The organism is Flavobacterium sp. K77, from assembly GCF_021608205.1.
Taxonomy (GTDB): domain Bacteria; phylum Bacteroidota; class Bacteroidia; order Flavobacteriales; family Flavobacteriaceae; genus Flavobacterium; species Flavobacterium turcicum.
In genome coordinates, this window is sequence record NZ_JAKIHO010000008.1 from 14,668 (window position 1) to 34,324 (window position 19,657).

Below are 19,657 nucleotides of genomic sequence, written 5' to 3' on the forward strand. Positions count from 1 at the left end.
TTTTTAGTTTTCACATGTAATGCGCTTATAAGAAAGTAACAAACTGCCTTTTTTCGTTGGCAAATTGCATGATTTGATATAATCGCTCGCAAAAATAAGCAATAGAATTTTATTTGAAGCTATTTAGCTTTGCTGAATCTGCGATGTCCCACTATCCGTTATAATCTTTTGCTCCGAACCTCGCCGCGAAAGGATTTTTACTACTATTAGGGCTAGGGAATTGGGTTTTCGTAAGCTATTTTTCATTCAGAGGGAAAAGAAATCTTTGATTCGGGAGTAACTCAAATCATGATTCCTATTTTGTCAGTTTAGCAGAGTCATGAAAAATAGTTTCCTTTGCAAAGTTTTAAATCTTATGCACATCATTTTGCAATAAATGGCTAATCCAATAAAACCACTCCTTATTATGCCCAAAGGTCCCGAAAAAAACACCAAAAATAAAGCCTTGCACACCAAATTACTAAATCGTAAAAAGGCCAAATTGCAAGAGGAAAAAAGAGAAAAAGCCTTGCGCCTGAAAGCTTTGGTTGCCAAAATCAATCAGCAAAAGAATAATGATACACCTGATGATATTTAATTTTTAGGTGAAATAAATCTGTGGTAATCTGTGCAATCTGTGGTAAAAAAATCGATATCTATGTCAATATCAAATTAAATTTCAATCACAAAGAGAACATAATGCATCAAATAAAATTTATAGCAGAAATAAATCTATTTTAATCTGTTTAATCTGTGGCGAAAAAACGAAATTTGCATCCTAAATATAAAACGCAACCCTAATGGAATTCGGAAAAATCATCATCTCAGAAAACGCTGCTCAAAGTGAAAACCCACAAGACATAATTAACTCAAACATTTCGGTAATTAACTTAATGCGCGAAGAAAAAATTGATGACGATTTAATTCACGAAGATGCGTTGATGAGTTATTATTTAGATTTTTATGTAGCCCAACATGTTGAGGGTAATTTTGCACAATTTGTACACCGCTCCGGATGGAACAAGGAATTAAATGAACTTATTGAAGAAGGTTTGGCCTTGATTGAAGCACCAAAACATCTAGAGCTTTTTCAACAACAGTCTAAAAAAGTGCGTTTAATGAGCAGTGTGAAACTCAATAAATTTTTACAAGGAAAATTAGACGGTGTTAACCCAACTCGTGACGCACTCAACACCGATACTTTTTTCGAAATAGAAGAAAATATAGTAGAACTTAATGCTGCTTTTTTAATGTCGCACCCTGATCTTGAAGTGCTTTCTATAGACGATATGTTTGCTACATTAGAAGAATTTGTGGGTCACGAGATTAAAAGAGAATAGCGTTATTTCGCAAAGACACACCAAGAAAAACACAGAGCAGCGCAAAGATTTTTCAAAAAAACTTGATGAATCTTTGTGGTTGTTTTGTGAATCTTCGTGAAATAGCTTTTCCCCAAAAACTTTGTCCCAATCTTACCAAACATTTCCTTAAATTTGCTACCATTATTATACCATTTAGCGCAAAAAAATTAAGCTATGTTACAAATCGCATTTATTAGAGAGAATCAAGAAAAGGTAATCCAAGCTTTGGCAAAAAGAAATATGGATGCCAAAAGTGTAGTGGAAGAGGTGATACAATTGGACGAAAACCGTCGTGCAACTCAGGTAGAGCTGGATACCATTTTGTCCGAATCTAATAAATTAGCGAAAGATATTGGTGAACTCATGAAAGCTGGTGATAAGGCCAAAGCTTCGATCTTGAAAGAAAAAACAGTAGCCAACAAAGAAAAAAGTAAAAAATTAGCCGAAACTGCCGATGCTTTAGCAGCCGAATTACTTGAAAAATTATATACCCTACCAAACCTTCCTGCAGCGATTGTTCCAGAAGGTAAAACTCCAGAAGAAAACCTGAATGTTTTTGAAGAAGGTACTGTGCCTGTATTACACGAAGGCGCTTTACCACATTGGGAATTGGTAAAAAAATACGACATCATCGATTTTGAATTGGGTGTTAAAATCACAGGTGCGGGTTTCCCAGTTTACAAAGGCAAAGGAGCTCGTTTGCAACGCGCCTTGATCAATTATTTCCTAGATAAAAATACAGCAGCAGGTTATAATGAAGTGCAGGTGCCACACATGGTAAATGAAGCTTCAGCCTACGGAACAGGACAGTTGCCTGACAAAGAAGGGCAAATGTATCACGACAAAGCTGATGATTTGTACTTGATTCCAACAGCTGAGGTTCCTGTAACCAATTTGTTTCGCGATGTAATCCTGAACGAAAATGAATTGCCTGTATTGACTACAGCTTACACGCCTTGTTTCCGTCGTGAAGCAGGTTCATACGGAGCACACGTGCGCGGGTTAAACCGTTTGCATCAGTTTGATAAAGTAGAAATTGTACGCGTTGAGCATCCTGATAAGTCTTACGAAGCCCTTGACGGGATGGTTGAGCATGTTAAGGACATTTTGAGAGACTTAAAATTACCTTACCGAGTTTTGCGTCTTTGCGGAGGTGACATGGGCTTTACATCAGCATTGACCTATGATTTTGAAGTTTTTTCTACGGCACAAGACCGTTGGTTAGAAATTAGTTCAGTATCAAATTTTGAAACCTTTCAAGCCAATCGCTTGAAATTGCGTTTCAAAGACAAAGATGGAAAAAACCAATTGGCTCATACTTTGAACGGAAGTGCTTTGGCTTTACCACGAGTACTAGCCGGAATTTTAGAAAATTACCAAACTCCAGAGGGGATTGTAATTCCAGAAGTATTGCGTCCGTATTGTGGATTTGATATTATAGATTAAGCAATTTGCAGTTTTCAGCCACAGTAATTTTACACTGTTGCTGAAAACGGTAACTGCAACTAATACCGAATATTGAAGAAAATGAAGAAGCTTTTTCTATATCTTTTTTTGTCATGCTCGCTAGTGGCGTTTTCTCAAAACGACCAACTGGCTCAGTATTATTTTGACAAAGGCGATTTTGAAAAGGCAAAAATAAGTTTCGAGGAACTCCTTAAAGAAGCACCCCAAAACAGTCAATATTTTTTGCGTTCGGTAGAATGTATGCAGCAGTTACAGCAATATGATGCAGCAGATAAGGCAATTCAACAACGATTGAGTAAATATCCACAAGGTTATTTGGTTGTAGAATTGGGCTATAATTTTCAGCTTCAAAAAAATGACGCTAAAGCAAAAGAATACTATAATCAGGCGGTAGAAAAAGTCAAAAAAAACCCGAATGAAGTGTACGGTATTGCCAATGCTTTTGAGAAAAAAGTACTGCTCGATTATGCCTTGCAATGCTATCAATCGGCTACAAAATCAGATCAAAATTTCAATTTTAGCTATCAAATTGGGTTACTGTACGGGCAGATGGCAAATTTAGAGATGATGGTAACCACGCTTTTAGATGAAGCTTTTGCTAATCCACAAAATTCCATTCGAATTCAAAATCAATTTGTTCGTTTTATGGCTGATGAGGGCGATGATTCTTTTAATCAGCTTTTGCGAAAAGCACTAATCTTAAGAACTCAAAAGAATCAAGATTTGTTTTGGAACCATTATTTGAGTTGGTTTTATGTGCAACAAAAGGAATTTGACAAAGCTTTCATTCAAGAAAAAGCCATTTATAAACGAAATCCGGAGTCGTTAAATGCTATTGTCAATTTAGGACAGTTGGCTATTCAAGAAGAGCGCGACGAGACAGCTCAAGAGATTTTAACTTTTGTGCTAGAGAATACGCAGGACAAGGATTTAGTGTTACAAGTTGAAACCTATTTGATTCAGCTAAAAATTGAAAAAGCCACTGCAGCAGACTTGCCCGCAATAAAACTGAAATTGGAAACACTTGTGCAGCAATTTGGTATTGTACCACAAACTTTAGAATTGCAACTCGCTCAGGCACATTTTACAGCATTTAATTTAAAAAATCCCGAAGAAGGGAAAACAATAGTTAAGCGAGCATTAGAAATGCCTTTGAATGAATTTGATAAAGCCAAAGCCAAAATGGAATTGGCCGATATCTTTTTGTACGAAGAGAAATTCAATCAAGCCTTAATTTATTATTCGCAAATTGAATTAGATATAAAAAATGATGTTTTGGCACACGAAGCTAGTCTAAAAGCTGCTAAAACCAGTTATTTTAAAACTGATTTTTCATGGGCATTAAAGCAGTTCAAAGAGTTAAAAGCCGCCAATACACAACTGATTGCTAATGATGCGCTAGAGTATTTTTTATTGATTAATGATAATACGGTGGCCGATTCGACCCAAACCGCGCTAAAAGATTTTGCCAAAGGCGATTATCTGGTTTATCAAAATAGAGATGAGGAAGCCATAACCCATTTTTTAGAAATATTAAAAAAGCATAAAGGGGCTGAAATAGAAGCGGTAACCTTGCTTCGATTGGGCAAATTGTATGAAAAGAAAGCCAATTTCGAACAAGCTTTAAACCAATATCAAACCATAATTACACAGCATAAGGATGGAATTTACGTTGATGAAGCACTGTTTTTTTCGGCAGAGATTTACAACAAGCAAACGGTTCCTGAAAAGGCAAAACCACTTTATGAAAAAATATTATTTGAACACGAGGACAGTATTTATTTTGTAGAGGCGCGAAACAAATTTAGGCAGTTGCGGGGCGATACTTTGAATCCTTAATTCACAATTACCTCTTTTCAGACTGTGCAAATCAAAGCGCATTTAAAACAGATTTATTAAACACTTTTAAACCTACTTACCCCTAGTAGGATTCCCCCTTCGGGGGTTAGGGGGCTGATATGATACTATACAACGTTACCACAAACATACACGAAAGCGTACACGACCAATGGATGATATGGATGCAGCACAAACACATACCTGAAATGCTAGCAACGGGAAAATTCACTGCAGCACGCATGGTACGCGTATTGGTCGAAGAAGAAATGGGCGGTGTAACTTATTCGGTGCAATACACCACAGATAGTAAAGCTACGCTCGAAAGTTATTACCAAGAAGATGCTCCTGCAATGAGAGCCGAAGGAGCCAAGCTTTTCGGAGACAAAATGCTCGCTTTTAGAACCGAATTGCAACTTATAGCAGATTATTAGTGCCTCAAAAGAAGATAAATAGCACTGCTTAAAAAGGCTAAAAAAAGCATTTCCTTTACAGCAGTATGGAGTTATTTTCAATTTTAAAATAATAGAAGTAGGCTTTGTGCCTATGTGCCATCGAGGCAAAACAAGAATTATGGAAAAAGTTACCGCCAAAAAGCACTTAGGACAACACTTTTTAAAAGACGAAAGTATTGCAAAAGATATAGCCGATACCTTGAATTTACAAGGATATGATGATGTTTTAGAGATTGGACCTGGAATGGGTGTGTTAACGAAATACCTTTTAGACAAATCCATTACAACCTACGTGATCGAAATTGATACAGAATCGGTAACGTATTTGGATGCAAAATATCCAAAATTGAAAGATAAAATCATTTCGCAAGATTTTTTAAAATACAACATCAACGAGATATTTGACGGAAAACAGTTTGCAATTATTGGTAATTTCCCGTACAATATTTCGACGCAAATTGTGTTTAGAACGCTGGAATTTAGAGATCAAATACCGGAGTTTGCAGGAATGTTTCAAAAAGAAGTTGCCGAGCGAATTTGCGAAAAAGAAGGTTCTAAGGCTTACGGAATTTTATCAGTTTTGGTACAAGCATTTTATGACGCCGAATACCTTTTTACAGTAGATGAAAATGTGTTTAATCCGCCGCCAAAAGTAAAATCGGGTGTGTTGCGCTTGCGCCGAAAAGAAGATTATAGTTTGCCTTGCAGCGAAAAATTATTTTTTACCGTAGTAAAAACTGCTTTTCAACAGCGACGTAAAACCTTAAGAAATAGTTTGAAAACGTTGAATTTGACTGATGCTTTGCGTGAAGATGAAATATTCAACAAACGACCAGAGCAGCTTAATGTAGCTCAATTTATTGCCCTCACCCAAAAAATAGAAGCCGATGGAATTTAAAATCAGCAAAGTATTAATTCATGAATTAGAGCAACTCATTCAAAACAAAAACGACCAGCAATTGGAAGTCTTGTTGAATGACATGCACCATGCTGATATTGCTGAAATTCTGGATGAATTAGACTTTAATGAAGCAACCTATATCTTTAAAGTTTTAGATAGTGAGAAAACGGCCGAAATCCTTTTGGAACTCGAGGATGACTTGCGTGAAAATATCTTAAGCAGGCTTTCGCCAAAGGAAATCGCTGAGGAGTTAGACGAACTTGAAACGAATGATGCGGCGGATATTATCGCCGAGCTTTCGCAAGATTTGAAAGCAGAGGTAATATCAGAACTTCAAGACGTAGAACACGCCAAAGATATTGTTGACTTGTTGCGCTACGACGAGGATACTGCGGGTGGAATCATGCACAAGGAGTTGGTTAAGGTCAATGAAAATTGGAACGTACTCACTTGTGTGAAAGAAATGCGCATTCAAGCTGAAAATATTTCCAGAGTACACTCCATTTACGTGGTAGATGATGAGGACAGGCTAAAAGGGCGCCTATCACTCAAAGATTTACTGACTACTTCGTCTAGAACGCCGATTAATGATGTGTACATCCGAAAATTAAACTCGGTAAAAGTAGATACAGAAGATGTTGAGGTAGCGCGTATCATGCAAAAATACGATTTAGAGGCTATTCCGGTAGTAGATGAATTAGGTCGACTCGTAGGCCGAATCACCATCGATGATATCGTTGACGTAATCAAGGATGAAGCCGATGAGGATTACCAATTAGCAGCAGGTATCTCGCAAGATGTTGAAGCCGATGATAGTATTTATGAACATACCAAAGCACGTTTGCCTTGGTTGGTCCTGGCATTATTGGGAGGTTTTGTTTCGGTTAAAGTTCTAGGGCTTTTTGAAGGTGCAATGTTGCAACACGGTAATTTGTTCTTTTTTACGCCGCTTATTGCTGCAATGGCAGGGAATGTTGGTGTGCAATCATCAGCTATTATTGTGCAAGGTTTGGCTAATAATACGTTAAGTGGCTCTGTTTTTAACCGACTAATTAAAGAGGTCTCGTTAAGTTTATTAAATGGAGTTATTTTAGCTACCATTTTATTTGTAGGAAGTCATTTTTTACTGAATGTAGAAATGATTATCGGGATTATTGTCACTACGGCTTTGATTGCAGTAATCATAATTGCGTCATTAATTGGCACTTCTATACCTTTGTTGTTGGATAAATTCGGAATTGACCCTGCCTTAGCCACTGGGCCTTTTATAACAACGAGCAATGATATTTGTGGTATTTTAATTTACTTTTCAATAGCGCGATTGATTTTAGGGTTTTAGCCCTTTAAATTAGCTTTGAATAGCATCATTCAGCCAAAAATGAAATCTTTTTATACCACTAGTTTGGTTCAAAATGATTTCATTTTTGGCTTTTTCATTTTTGGACTTTGTGGTTTGTGTTGCTGTTTTAGCTATTTTTGAAAAAACTAAACTAAAACTAACTACTTGCCTTATTGATTTTGTTTTAAATAGAAAGGAGAGGGCAAAAAACTACAACGCATGAAAGTACACATTATTGGCGGAGGAAACCTTGGCGTTTCTATCGCGCTCGGTTTGGCTAAATTTGCCACACAGCATCAGGTTACCATTACGCGACGCAACATTTCAAGTATTCTATATCTCGAAAAATTAGGGGCAACAGTAACAACGAATAACATTCTCGAAATTCAAGAGGCTGACGTAATTATACTCACCATTAAACCCTATCAGGTTGATACCGTTTTGGCCGAAATTTTACCACAAATCTCCAATAAAATCATTGCATCGGCAGTAAGCGGGTTGTCTATTGAAAATTTGCAATCTAAAATTGGCGCCAATAACTATGCAGTGCGAATCATGCCTAATATTGCGGCACAGTTTGGCGCATCGGCTACTTGTATTGCATTTCACGAGGCTCATAGAGAATTGGCTCAAGAGGTGGTTGCCCTATTTGAAAGTTTGGGTACGGCACCGATTATTGACGAGAAGTTGATGGATGCAGCCACCGTTCTAGCAGCGAGCGGAACAGCTTTTGCCCTGCGTTACATTCGCGCCTCAATGCAAGCCGGAATCGAAATTGGTTTCGATTGGCAAACGGCATTGGCCATTTCTGCCCAAACAGTGAAGGGAGCTGCCGAAATGCTTCTCGAAGAAAAAATCCATCCAGAACAACTAATTGATCGGGTAACTACGCCGCAAGGCTGCACCATTGCGGGCTTGAACGAAATGGAAATGCACGGTTTTAGTTCGTCCTTAATTCGAGGAATAAAAACTTCCTTAAAACAGATTAAGGGGTAGTGGAGTTCAATGTAAGTTCTTTTTTTGGGTTTGAGACCATTAAATTTCATAGATAGTTTTGCCATAACGCAAACCAAAAGCTACTAAATACTAAAAAGCCTCATTAACAACTTTGTAAACGAGGCTTTTTTTATTATCAGACAATCCAATTAAGTTGTGGTAGATTTTGTTTTTCTTGTTTTCAAATTAAACTTAAGCCAAACAAAACCAATTGTTCCCGCCATAAACGAAGCTAATAAAATGGCAATTTTAGAGTACGTGATTACTTCTTCGCCATTATTTTTAAAGGCTAAAAGCGTAATGAAAATCGACATCGTAAAACCGATTCCACCCAGCATTCCAGCACCCAAAATAGTAGACCATTTTAAGTCTCGTGGTAAAGTACAAATTCCTAAACTCACCGCAAGGAACGAAAATAACCAGATTCCTAATGGCTTACCAATCACTAATCCTGCAATGATTCCGAGGGTATTTGATTGTGTTAAGCCCTCATGCCAATCCGGATTAATGGCGATGCACGTGTTGGCAATAGCAAACAAGGGCAAAATGAAAAAGGCAACCGGATTGTGCAGAAAATGTTGTAATTTATACGAGATGGTCTTTTTTCCGCCATCTCCAAACGGAATCACAAATGCCAACAAAACGCCAGTTATTGTAGCATGTACACCAGAATTAAGCATGAAATACCACATTCCTGCACCGCCAAGTAGGTACGGCCAAAGACTATGTACGTTTCTTCTGTTCAAAATAAATAAGCCACCCATAATTCCAAAAGCAATGGCTAGATTTAAAAATGAGATGCTTTCTGTGTAAAAAATAGCAATAACCATGATCGCACCTAAGTCGTCAATTACAGCAAGTGCAGTCAAAAACACTTTTAAGGAAGTAGGCACTCTATTGCCCAAAAGCGATAAAATCCCTATTGCAAAGGCAATATCAGTAGCCATTGGTATTCCCGCACCGTTTTGGGTAATTGTCCCAAAATTCAAGCCCAAAAAGATTCCTGCCGGAACAATCATTCCGCCAAGTGCGCCAAAAATAGGTAAGGCAGCATTTTTTAGGTCAGATAGCTCTCCTTGGTAAATTTCGCGTTCTAATTCTAAACCTATTAATAAAAAGAAAATCGTCATCAATCCGTCATTAATCCAATGGGTTATGGAATGATGGCCAACTTGTGTGTCCCAAAAAGCAATGTAATCGGTTTCTATGGCCGAATTAGCCAAAAATAACGATCCTAAAGTGACAAATAGTAATAAGATTCCGCCTGATTTTTCGCTTTCAAAAAAAGCTTTGAACGTTTTAGTTAATTTCATGGGTAATATATTGTGTAGCAGCAGTCGGATTGCTACGAATTTGTAGTGTGCAAATTTACGATTTTAAAAGTGAAATTCCATTCGGGAGCCAATAAACCGTATTTTTTTTGTTAATTTGAATGGTTAAATCTCCATCATCATTATGGCTATAAAAGTCCTTCATCTCGATAGCAATCATCCCATATTGTGGGACCAATTAGAAAATGCTGGTTTCATCAATCACAGCGATTACAAATCCTCTAAACTAGAAATAGAAGCAATAATTGATCAATATCACGGAATCGTAATTCGGAGTCGTTTTAAAATTGATCAAACTTTTTTAGATAAAGCCACGCAATTGCAGTTCATTGCTCGCGTGGGCGCTGGACTGGAAAGTATTGATTGCGAGTATGCCGAATCGAAAAACATCTCACTTATTGCTGCGCCAGAAGGTAACCGGAATGCGGTCGCTGAACATACGTTGGGCATGATTTTGTCACTTTTTAATAAATTGAATCAAGCCGATCGTGAAATTCGTGCGGGTCAATGGAACCGCGAATCAAACCGTGGGCATGAGCTAGACAGGCAAACCGTGGGCATCATCGGTTATGGCAATATGGGGAAATCATTTGCCAAAAAACTACGCGGTTTTGATGTTACTGTTTTGTGTTACGATATTTTAGATGGGGTTGGCGATGCCAATGCTAAGCAAGTAAGTTGGGCAGGATTTCAAGAAAAAGTTACTGTATTGAGTTTGCATTTGCCTTGGACACCTGATACCGATAAAATGGTAAACGAAGCTTTTATTAATGGCTTTAAAAATCCGTTTTGGATTATGAATACCTCACGAGGAAAAAATATTGTAACCGATGATTTAGTTGTTGCACTGCAATCAGGGAAAATCTTGGGAGCTGGTTTGGATGTTTTAGAATATGAAAAATTATCTTTCGAAACACTTTTTACTGATGCTAATCCGCCAGCCGCTTTCCAATATTTATTGCAAGCGCCAAATGTAATTTTAACACCGCATGTTGCTGGCTGGACATTTGAAAGTCACGAGCGATTGGCACAAGTTATTGTTGATAAAATAAAAACGAAGTATGCTCCTCAACCAGAAATTGCTAAACTTGAACCACGAGTAACCGGTGTCGGCGGTTTCTTTTTTAAAGCGCAAAATCCAGCCGAATTGAAACAATGGTACCACAAACATTTAGGTCTGCCAACTGATGATTACGGCGCTACTTTTTGGTGGAAAGACCAACAAGGTAACGATTGTAGCACGCAATGGTCGCCTTTTGAAGCAGACACCAACTACTTTGAACCAAGTCAAAAAAACTTCATGCAAAATTTCAGAGTAGCTGATTTAGAATCGCTTTTAAAAAAATTAACAGCAGAAGGTGTAACAATTGTAGGGGATATGCAGACTTATGAGTACGGAAAATTTGGCTGGGTCATGGATCCCGAAGGAAATAAAATTGAACTCTGGGAACCAATTGATGCTACTTTTGAACCAAAAAACTAATCTAACCAAAAAACTATAAACAATGGAAAATCAAAAACACGAAGCTTGGAACACGCCACAGCCACAACATCGAGACAATAAAAAATTAGCGGCTGGTTTGCTAGCTATTTTACTTGGTCCTTTAGGAATTCATAAGTTTTATTTAGGCTACACTACAGAGGGAATTATCACGCTAGTAATCAGTCTTTTCACTTGTGGGACAGTGTCTAGTTTATTAGGTTTGATAGAAGGAATTATTTACCTGACCAAATCTGACGAAGAATTTTATCAAGTCTATCAAGTCAATAAAAAAGCTTGGTTTTAAGCATAAAAAAAATCCCGATTCAATCGGGATTTTGATTTTATAAACACTCTTGATTACTCTTCTTTTTCAACTAGTTTGCGCTCTAGTTCGGCTTGAAATTCTTCCATAACAGGTTTCATCGTGCTTTCTGGGATATCTGCAATCCTTATGTACATTAAACCATCAACCGCATTATTAAACAAAGGATCAACGTTAAATGCCACTACTTTTGCGTTTTGTTTGATGTATTTTTTAATTAAAACGGGTAAGCGTAAACTGCCAGGTTCTAATTCGTCAATAATCTTATCGAATTTATTCAAATCCGACTCAGCTTCGTCAAAAATAAAGTCTTTATCAGCATCTTTCAATTTAACTTTGTAAGCCTTTTTCGGATGAATGTATTGCGCAATGTAAGGATCATAATAGTTTGATTTCATAAACTCAATCATCAACGATTTCGAAAAATCTGAAAATTGATTGCTAATACTCACACCGCCTAATAAAAATTTATGTTCCGGATAACGCAAAGTGGTATGCATAATTCCTTTCCACAACAAGAATAAAGGCATTGGTTTTTGCTGGTATTCTTTTATAATAAAGGCACGGCCCATTTCGATAGATTTGTGCATCATGTCGTGCAACTCCGGCTCAAATCGGAACAAATCATTCAAATAAAAACCATTAATTCCGTATTTCGGGTAAATCTCTGAACCTAATCCCATACGGTAAGCTCCCGCTATTTTATTTGCTTCGTTGTCCCACAAAAACAAATGGTGGTAGTATTGATCGTGCTTATCCAAGTCGATCGATTCATTGGTGCCTTCACCTACTTCACGAAACGTAATTTCGCGCAAGCGGCCTATTTCATGTAAAATACTCGGAATTTTAGTCGCTCTCGCAAAAAACACCTCGTAGTTTTTACTTTGCAGCAAACGACAATCTGTGCTTCGTAAAGCTTCAACTTCTTGCACCATCGTTTCAGGACTGGCAGCGGTAACAATTGTTTTTGGGCTCTTCGGAATTTTAAGAGTAGGCGTTGGTAAAAAGGGAATTTCTTTCTCGAAAGGATTCGCCAACATGTATGTTTTCTTTCTCAAAAATTCAGAGTATTCCTCTAGCGTTGTATGTTCGTTTTGTTCGCTTACTGAAATCGGTTTACCAATTCGCACTTTAATCACGCGGCGTTTTTGACTAAACACTTCCGAAGGCAGTTTGGCAGTACGCAACGTGCCACTTATTTTCGATAAAAAATAAAATAATTTGCTGTTTTTGGCATGAAAATAAATCGGTACAACAGGCACTTGTGCTTTTCGAATCACTTTGATAGCGCCTTCTTCCCAAGGTTTATCCACCATCAATTTACCATCTTTGTAGGTCGAAACTTCACCTGCAGGAAACATTCCCAAGGGTTTTCCATCGCTTAAATGGCGTAAAGTTTCCTTGATACCTACCACGCTTGACTTTACATCTTTGTGGTTTTCAAAAGGATTCACCGGCATGATGTACTTTTTGAGCGGTTCAATTCGGTGCAGTAAAAAGTTGGCTATAATTTTAAAATTGGGCTCTCTTTCAAGCATTAATTTTAAAAGTAAAACCCCGTCAATTCCGCCTAGCGGGTGGTTTGATATGGTAATGTAAGCGCCTTCTTTTGGTAATCGTTTTAAATCTTCCTCTGGAATTTCAAATTTAATTTTTAAGTCATCCAATACTCCATTCAAAAATGCTACATCTTGCAGATGCTTGTTTCTGTTATATACTGTGTTTAAGGTAGATATTTTTAGCACCTTCATTAACATCCATCCTGAAAAAGTTCCAAGAAATCCGTATTTGTCTACATTTATTGCTTTTGCAACTTCTTTGGCGGTTACTAAACCCATTTATTATTGTTTTTAAGGCAAGAAACAAAGATAGCAAAAAACTCCATTTTCTCTATTTTTCTGGGCCAAACTTCTTCTTTTTTGTTACATTTGGGTTTCAAAAATCTACTTCATGAGAATTATTTCATACAATGTCAACGGGATACGAGCCGCTATTACAAAAGGATTTTTAGACTGGTTGCAAGCCGCTCAACCGGATGTTATTTGCCTTCAGGAAATTAAGGCTACCGAGGATCAAATTCCGGTCGAAGCCATTACTCAAGCAGGTTATCCCTACCAATATTACCATTCTGCTACTAAAAAGGGATACAGCGGAGTAGCAATTTTATCCAAAATAAAACCCAATGCAGTAGTCCACGGCACCGGAATTGACCACATGGATTTTGAAGGGCGAAACATTCGTGCTGATTTTGATGATTTTTCAGTCATGAGTTTGTACTTGCCATCAGGTACCAACATGGATCGATTGGATCACAAGTTCATGTTCATGGACGATTTTCAAAACTATGTTAACGCACTCAAAACTGAAATCCCTAATCTAGTAATTTGCGGAGATTACAACATTTGTCACCAACCTATTGACATTCATGATCCGGTGCGCAACAAAAATGTTTCTGGATTTTTGCCTGAAGAGCGCGCTTGGTTAGATGGATTTATCAAATCGGGTTTTGTAGATAGTTTTCGTCATTTCAACAGCGAGCCGCATCAATATTCGTGGTGGAGTTACCGTGCGGGAGCCCGAAAAAATAACAAAGGCTGGCGTATTGATTACAATTTAGTGAGCGATTCTTTAAAACATAAATTAAAAAGAGCCGTTATCCTTTCTGATGCCGTGCACTCCGATCACTGCCCAATTCTAGTCGAACTCGATTAGGAGTATTAGGAGCTTTATCCTGCTATTCGCTGTAATCTTTTATTTTTTAAAGAAAAAAATAAAAGGATTTCCGCTGCTATCAGGGCTAAAAGAGTACGGTTTTCATCACATTTTCGAGTTCTAAAACAAAATTAATCAACATCAAAAATTAACGTTATGATAAAAAAATTTTCCATCGGATTGCTAGTTTTAGCCTTGTCAACATCCTGTGTTTCAAAAAAAATATACAACGATCTAGAGAATAAATTTGCCGACCTAAAAAAAGAAAACCGAAGCTTGGCTGATGAAAATTCGAATTTGCAACAAGGTAAAAACAAAGCTGAACTAGAGCGTGACGGTCTAAAAACGGATTTAGATAAAAACAAGGCTGACTTGGCTAAAATCAAAGCCGAATATGCAGCGGCACAAGAGCAATTTAAAGCCTTGCAAGATTCGTATGCAGCTCTTGAAAAAAACAGCAGCGATGCCTTGCAAAGCAACCTCAAAAAAAATCGTGATTTGTTAGGTCAACTTGACGAAAAAGGAAAGGCGTTAGCACTGGAGCAAGAGCGTTTGAGCAAGAGTGCACAACGTTTGCAAGAGCTAGAAGATTTGATTGCTGCCAAAGAGGCGAGCATGAAAAAACTAAAAGAAACCTTGTCTAAAGCATTGAATAGTTTTGAAGGTAAAGGTTTAACCGTGGAGCAGAAAAACGGAAAAGTGTACGTGTCTATGGAGAACAAACTGCTTTTTAATTCCGGAAGTTGGGCCGTAGGCTCCGAAGGTAAGAAAGCGGTTGTGGAGCTAGCAAAAGTATTGGGTGATAACCCTGATATTGCCGTGCTTATCGAAGGGCATACAGATGACGATGCTTTTAGCGCATCAGGACCAATAGCTGATAATTGGGATTTATCAACCAAAAGAGCAACTGCAATTGTAGCTATTTTGAGCGAAAACAAAAAAATCAACAAACAAAATCTAACTGCAGCTGGCCGTGGTGAATTCTCGCCCTTAGCTAGTAACGCTACTGCCGATGGTAAAGCAAAAAACCGTCGCATTGAGATCATCTTAACTCCTCGTTTGGATGCCATTGCAGAAATGCTGAATGAAATAAATTAAAGAAGAAGCAAAGATTCAAGGAGGCAAAAGTTCAGAGTTTTTACTCGACACTTTTGCCTTTTTTCCCTTTGTTCCTTTGTACCCTTGCACCATTGTCCCTTTTTACCACTGACTTTAAAAAAAAATGAAATACACTACTTTACCGAATACCGATATAAAAATTAGTAAAATCTGCCTTGGTACCATGACTTTTGGGCAACAAAACACAGAGGCCGAAGGGCATGCTCAAATGGATTACGCGCTTGAAAACGGTGTTAATTTTTTTGATACTGCCGAGATGTACTCCATTCCTGCCAAGAAAGAAACTTACGGTAGCACCGAACGCATTATTGGAACTTGGTTTAAAAAATCAGGCAAAAGAGATGAGGTCGTTTTAGCTACCAAAATAGCAGGACCCAATCCTAATTTTGGGTACATGAGACCCGAGTTAGACTTTTCTCCCGCCAGTATCACGCACGCATTAAATTCTAGTTTAGAACGTTTGCAAACCGATTATGTTGATCTTTACCAACTGCATTGGCCAGAGAGAAAAACGAATTATTTTGGGCAACGCGGTTTTAAAGTGCAAGAGGATGAATGGCAAGACAACATTCACGAAGTATTGGAAACTTTGGACGGTTTTGTAAAAGCAGGTAAAATAAAACACATAGGTCTCTCCAACGAAAATCCGTGGGGAATAATGCGTTTTCTAGAAGAAAGCAAACACCACAATTTGCCTCGAGTAAAAACAGTTCAAAACCCGTATTCATTATTGAATCGTTTGTTCGAAGTGGGTTCGGCAGAAGTTTGTATGCGCGAAAATGTTGGTTTACTGGCATATTCACCAATGGCTTTTGGAGTTTTATCAGGTAAATTTTTATCTGGTGAGGCACAGCCCAACGCACGCATTTCGTTGTTTCCGCAATACACCAGATACAGCAGTGAGCAATCTACCGAGGCTACAAAAAGATACCAAGATATTGCGCAACGTTATGGTTTAACCTTAACAGAATTGGCATTGGCCTTTATCGAGCAGCAAGCATTTGTGAGCAGTACCATAATTGGAGCTACTTCGGTAGAGCAACTCCAACAAAATATCAATACAATTCAAGTGTCACTTTCTGATGAAATTTTGCAAGCCATTGATACAGTGCAAGCGGGTATTCCTAATCCAGCTCCGTAAAAAATGATAGAAGTAGAAAGATTATAAAAGACGGAACGCCGAAAAAAGAGTAAAATAGTTTATCCAAAATTTGATTTGGGCTTACTTTTTGGAATTTGGGCTTTATATAATTGTAACTCTAGAGTCTGATGCATCATTGTTTAAGTGTAAAGTTTAAAAATCAATTATGAAAAATATAATTTTCTTGTTCTTTATGTTTTTTTCTGTTTCAGTTATTAATGCACAAGAAAAAAAATGGGGTATCGAATATGGAGCATATGAAAGAGTAAAAGATGGTTCTATGAAAATAGGAGATGCTACTTATTTAACTTTTTTCAGAGTAAAAAAAATACCAAATGATTTAAAAGACTTTTATAACGTAAAAGAAATGCGTCTAGCAAGTTGTAAAGAACTAAAGAATGCAGATAACCTATGTTGTTTAGAGAACTTGGAGCGATTACAAATTGATAATTGTCGCTTTGGAAGCATTAAAATTGATTCAAAATTATTTGAAAAATTACCTCGATTGAAAACATTAGAAATAAATTCTTCTACAATTAATACTATTTCGCACAAAATAAGCAATTTAAAAGCCTTGACTAACCTTACTATTTCAAATAATGGCGAAGGTGAAAATGTGTTTATAGATTATACGTTTTTGGAAGATTTGCCATCTTTAGAAGAATTAGATTTGGGTACCAATTTAAATATATGTTATAGAAATTTAAAGAATTTAAAAAACCTTAAACGAATAGCATTAAGCGATTCAAATGAAAATAGTCATATTTTATTTGAGATTTTCGGCAGCTTAACCGGTCTAGAAGAAATAAGTTTGACAGGGGCTCAAATTGCTCGTATTCCATTTAAGAAAATGCCCAAATTGAAAAAGTTAAAAATAACTACTAATAAATCTATTGAAAACTTCGGAAGTTTAATTGGTATTGAAACATTGGAAGAATTGCATATCGGTAACTATATAGCTAATGCTGATAGCGAGTTGATATTAAAAAAGTTGTCAAGTGTTAATCCGAAATTAAAAATTTTTAAAACATATAATCAACTATCAGAAGATACGGATTACTAGAAAAAATTCGCCAAATAATCCATTTCAATAGTTTGAAGTTTCGACTGTCTTAACCACCAACTTTTTTTAGTTACACAATAATAGTGTAATTTTTTTATTTAAAGATCAAACTCATTATCAAGCGCAATCGAATCAGTTTTTACTTGCGTAGAATCGATTGTTTTTATTTTGATAAATGATTGTGCCGGACCAGAAATAAAGAGCGGTAAAGCTTTATAAATAGTGTCTTCGGGCATTAAAAGTCCACGTCGGAACATTAATTTGGTTAAAAAAGCTTCTTGCTTCACTGCAAAATCTTTCAACTGTCCTTGATCGTTAAATTGGTACATGAATTTCTTCGGGCTAGGGATAATTCGAGCCAAGTACAAGCATTCGTTTAGCGATAACTCGGCAGGAGTTTTCTGAAAATAAAACTGACTCGCTTCTCCAATTCCGTAAACATTTGGGCCCCATTCAATGATGTTAAAATACACTTCAAGCATGCGCTCTTTACTTACAATGCGGTTGTTTTCTAGAATGTAAACGAGTAAAATCTCTTCGAGCTTTCGCGAAAGCGTTTTTTCTCGGCTCAAAAATGCATTTTTAACCAATTGCATACTGATGGTACTTGCGCCACGAGCAAATTTTTTGGTTCGAATGTTTTTTACGATCGATTGTTTAAAAGCTTCGTTGATAAACCCACGGTGTGAAAAGAACGACGGGTCCTCAGTTGTTAAGACACATTTTTGCAAATATTGCGAAATTTGATCCAAAGGTGTGTAATTTGGGTTGCCCGTTCCTACCAAAATACCACGCTGAAAAACATTGTTAATCAAAGCGCGGTACACAAATTCGCCGTTGAGTTTTGTTAAATTCGCCTCTCCGTATTTGATGATTTTTAGATTTTCTTTTTGCAATTTACTGTCAAAAACAAGCTGATTGGGTTTGTTTTGGTTAAACGCAAAATCCAGTTTGTAACTAAAGTTTCCACTGGCCTCCATTCCTTGAAAATGGGTGAACAATCCCGCAGGCAATGAGGTGATGAAATCTTGCGCTTTCATTTTTGGCAAATCAATCTTCATCTTATAAATGGTGTCTTCCTCGGTTTCGTAAGCCAAATACGGATGTATTTTGATGTTGTTGATTTGTACTGTTGAACTACTGTCAAGCGCAATAAAATCAGATCCTAAAACAAATCTATAGTCGAATTTTGCCTTTTCAAAAAGTACATCTTTGCTCGCTATTTTTGGATGATTGAGTTTTAAATTGGCTATTGACATTGCGCCATTAATACGTACTTCGTCGCCGTCTTTGTCAATGTTATCAAGTACAACACGAATCGAGTTAAAGCTGGTTTTTAGGTTAAAACGTTCCTGTAAATACGGCATTCTGATGGCTCCCGTATCGATATTGATCAGTTGAATGTCGGCCTTTTTATTTCTCGGATCGGCAAAACCTTTGATGCGCCAGCGCTGGGTGAAGGTTTTGTTTTGAACTTGTATGTTGGTTTCTAGTTGTTTGTTGGCTAGTCCCAATTTTTGAATTTGAATATTGGTTTGATTGCCGTTGTCATTGAATTTAAAAGCCACATTGTTCAGCTCCATATCGGTTGGAACCAAATTAAAGGTTTTCGAAATTAATCGGTATGCAAATTCAGCGTAATCCCGTTTTTCATTGTCGGCGCTCGCTCGTTTGTCTTTTTTTAAGAAGGCTTCAAAATTGCTTTTTTTGCCATTTTTTACCAATTGAATGTAACCATTATCGATGTGTAAAGTGCCTACTTGTACATTTCCACCAAGTAATTGCCATAAATTGACACTGGTTTCTAGCTTTTGAATTTTAAATAAAGTGTCGGCATTATTAGGAGCCAAAACCACATCGCTAAACTGTAAACCCGAAAGTCCATCGAATGAAGCCGACTTAACGCTAAAATTAGCATTGTAATCTACCTCCATTTCATGCGAAATCTTAGCAATGGTTTGTTGCAGGACGGCATCTCTAAAAATATAAAATGCTGCAATTAATACAATTACAACTGCGACACTTATTTTTAGCGCCAGAATTACTTTTTGCTTTTTGATTTTCATTATCTCTTGACTGGTAACCGCTAAAATAGTTAGTTTTTTGATTATTAGTCCTCAGGTGTTTTAAAGTTTAATAAATTCTTAGCAAT

The 19,657-nt window shown here is 37.1% G+C and carries 17 protein-coding genes; 14 read left to right on the forward strand and 3 right to left on the reverse strand.

The genetic code is table 11. The features are described from left to right. The first annotated feature begins 376 nt into the window (after nucleotides 1-376). From L1S34_RS13170 to proC, 8 genes are all read left to right on the forward strand, one after another. Nucleotides 377-577 carry a hypothetical protein gene (locus L1S34_RS13170; RefSeq protein WP_236364466.1) on the forward strand — a complete coding sequence of 67 codons (201 nt, stop codon included), beginning with the start codon at nucleotides 377-379 and terminating at the stop codon, nucleotides 575-577. Between the two features lie 202 nt (nucleotides 578-779). Next, nucleotides 780-1,319, forward strand: a complete 540-nt coding sequence (locus L1S34_RS13175; RefSeq protein ID WP_166132521.1) for a DMP19 family protein — start codon at nucleotides 780-782, stop codon at nucleotides 1,317-1,319. A 195-nt stretch (nucleotides 1,320-1,514) separates the two neighbouring features. After that, nucleotides 1,515-2,786 carry a serine--tRNA ligase gene (gene serS, locus L1S34_RS13180; protein WP_210790614.1) on the forward strand — a complete coding sequence of 424 codons (1,272 nt, stop codon included), beginning with the start codon at nucleotides 1,515-1,517 and terminating at the stop codon, nucleotides 2,784-2,786. Between the two features lie 81 nt (nucleotides 2,787-2,867). Beyond that, entirely contained in the window at nucleotides 2,868-4,646 is a 1,779-nt protein-coding gene (locus L1S34_RS13185; protein WP_236364387.1) for a tetratricopeptide repeat protein, read from the forward strand. A gap of 119 nt (nucleotides 4,647-4,765) precedes the next feature. Further along, on the forward strand, nucleotides 4,766-5,077 hold the full coding sequence (locus L1S34_RS13190; protein WP_166132518.1) for a DUF4286 family protein: 312 nt from the start codon (nucleotides 4,766-4,768) through the stop codon (nucleotides 5,075-5,077). A gap of 139 nt (nucleotides 5,078-5,216) precedes the next feature. Then, complete coding sequence (rsmA, locus tag L1S34_RS13195) at nucleotides 5,217-5,996, forward strand: 16S rRNA (adenine(1518)-N(6)/adenine(1519)-N(6))-dimethyltransferase RsmA (protein WP_236364388.1); 780 nt, start codon at nucleotides 5,217-5,219, stop codon at nucleotides 5,994-5,996. Continuing rightward, the gene (mgtE, locus tag L1S34_RS13200) at nucleotides 5,986-7,338 is read left to right on the forward strand and encodes a magnesium transporter (protein ID WP_166132516.1); all 1,353 of its coding nucleotides are present in this window, start codon (nucleotides 5,986-5,988) and stop codon (nucleotides 7,336-7,338) included. Before rsmA ends, mgtE begins: the two co-directional genes overlap by 11 nt. A gap of 219 nt (nucleotides 7,339-7,557) precedes the next feature. Next, nucleotides 7,558-8,334 (forward strand): pyrroline-5-carboxylate reductase, encoded by a 777-nt coding sequence (gene proC / locus L1S34_RS13205; protein ID WP_236364389.1) that lies wholly within the window; start codon nucleotides 7,558-7,560, stop codon nucleotides 8,332-8,334. Between the two features lie 149 nt (nucleotides 8,335-8,483). Here proC and nhaA read toward each other — a convergent pair whose 3' ends face one another. Continuing rightward, nucleotides 8,484-9,647, reverse strand: a complete 1,164-nt coding sequence (nhaA, locus tag L1S34_RS13210) for a Na+/H+ antiporter NhaA (RefSeq protein WP_236364390.1) — start codon at nucleotides 9,645-9,647, stop codon at nucleotides 8,484-8,486. 142 nt (nucleotides 9,648-9,789) lie between these two features. Between nhaA and L1S34_RS13215 the strand changes: the two genes are divergently transcribed. Together L1S34_RS13215 and L1S34_RS13220 are read left to right on the forward strand one after the other, a co-directional pair. Then, nucleotides 9,790-11,148, forward strand: a complete 1,359-nt coding sequence (locus L1S34_RS13215) for an NAD(P)-dependent oxidoreductase (RefSeq protein WP_370637636.1) — start codon at nucleotides 9,790-9,792, stop codon at nucleotides 11,146-11,148. Nucleotides 11,149-11,170: 22 nt separating this feature from the next. Further along, a complete protein-coding gene (locus L1S34_RS13220; RefSeq protein ID WP_236364391.1) occupies nucleotides 11,171-11,452 on the forward strand; it encodes a TM2 domain-containing protein in 282 nt (93 codons plus the stop codon). A 53-nt stretch (nucleotides 11,453-11,505) separates the two neighbouring features. Here the strand turns inward: L1S34_RS13220 and L1S34_RS13225 are convergent, their stop codons facing one another. After that, complete coding sequence (locus tag L1S34_RS13225; RefSeq protein ID WP_236364392.1) at nucleotides 11,506-13,308, reverse strand: GNAT family N-acyltransferase; 1,803 nt, start codon at nucleotides 13,306-13,308, stop codon at nucleotides 11,506-11,508. Nucleotides 13,309-13,420: 112 nt separating this feature from the next. Between L1S34_RS13225 and L1S34_RS13230 the strand changes: the two genes are divergently transcribed. The 4 genes from L1S34_RS13230 (at nucleotide 13,421) to L1S34_RS13245 (ending at nucleotide 17,505) form a co-directional block, all read left to right on the forward strand. Then, on the forward strand, nucleotides 13,421-14,182 hold the full coding sequence (locus tag L1S34_RS13230; RefSeq protein WP_210790640.1) for an exodeoxyribonuclease III: 762 nt from the start codon (nucleotides 13,421-13,423) through the stop codon (nucleotides 14,180-14,182). A gap of 156 nt (nucleotides 14,183-14,338) precedes the next feature. After that, a complete protein-coding gene (locus tag L1S34_RS13235; protein ID WP_236364393.1) occupies nucleotides 14,339-15,280 on the forward strand; it encodes an OmpA/MotB family protein in 942 nt (313 codons plus the stop codon). A gap of 124 nt (nucleotides 15,281-15,404) precedes the next feature. Beyond that, a complete protein-coding gene (locus L1S34_RS13240) occupies nucleotides 15,405-16,442 on the forward strand; it encodes an aldo/keto reductase (RefSeq protein ID WP_236364394.1) in 1,038 nt (345 codons plus the stop codon). Between the two features lie 166 nt (nucleotides 16,443-16,608). Beyond that, a complete protein-coding gene (locus L1S34_RS13245; protein ID WP_236364395.1) occupies nucleotides 16,609-17,505 on the forward strand; it encodes a hypothetical protein in 897 nt (298 codons plus the stop codon). A 98-nt stretch (nucleotides 17,506-17,603) separates the two neighbouring features. Here L1S34_RS13245 and L1S34_RS13250 read toward each other — a convergent pair whose 3' ends face one another. After that, entirely contained in the window at nucleotides 17,604-19,571 is a 1,968-nt protein-coding gene (locus L1S34_RS13250) for a transglycosylase domain-containing protein (protein ID WP_236364396.1), read from the reverse strand. Nucleotides 19,572-19,657 lie beyond the last annotated feature (86 nt).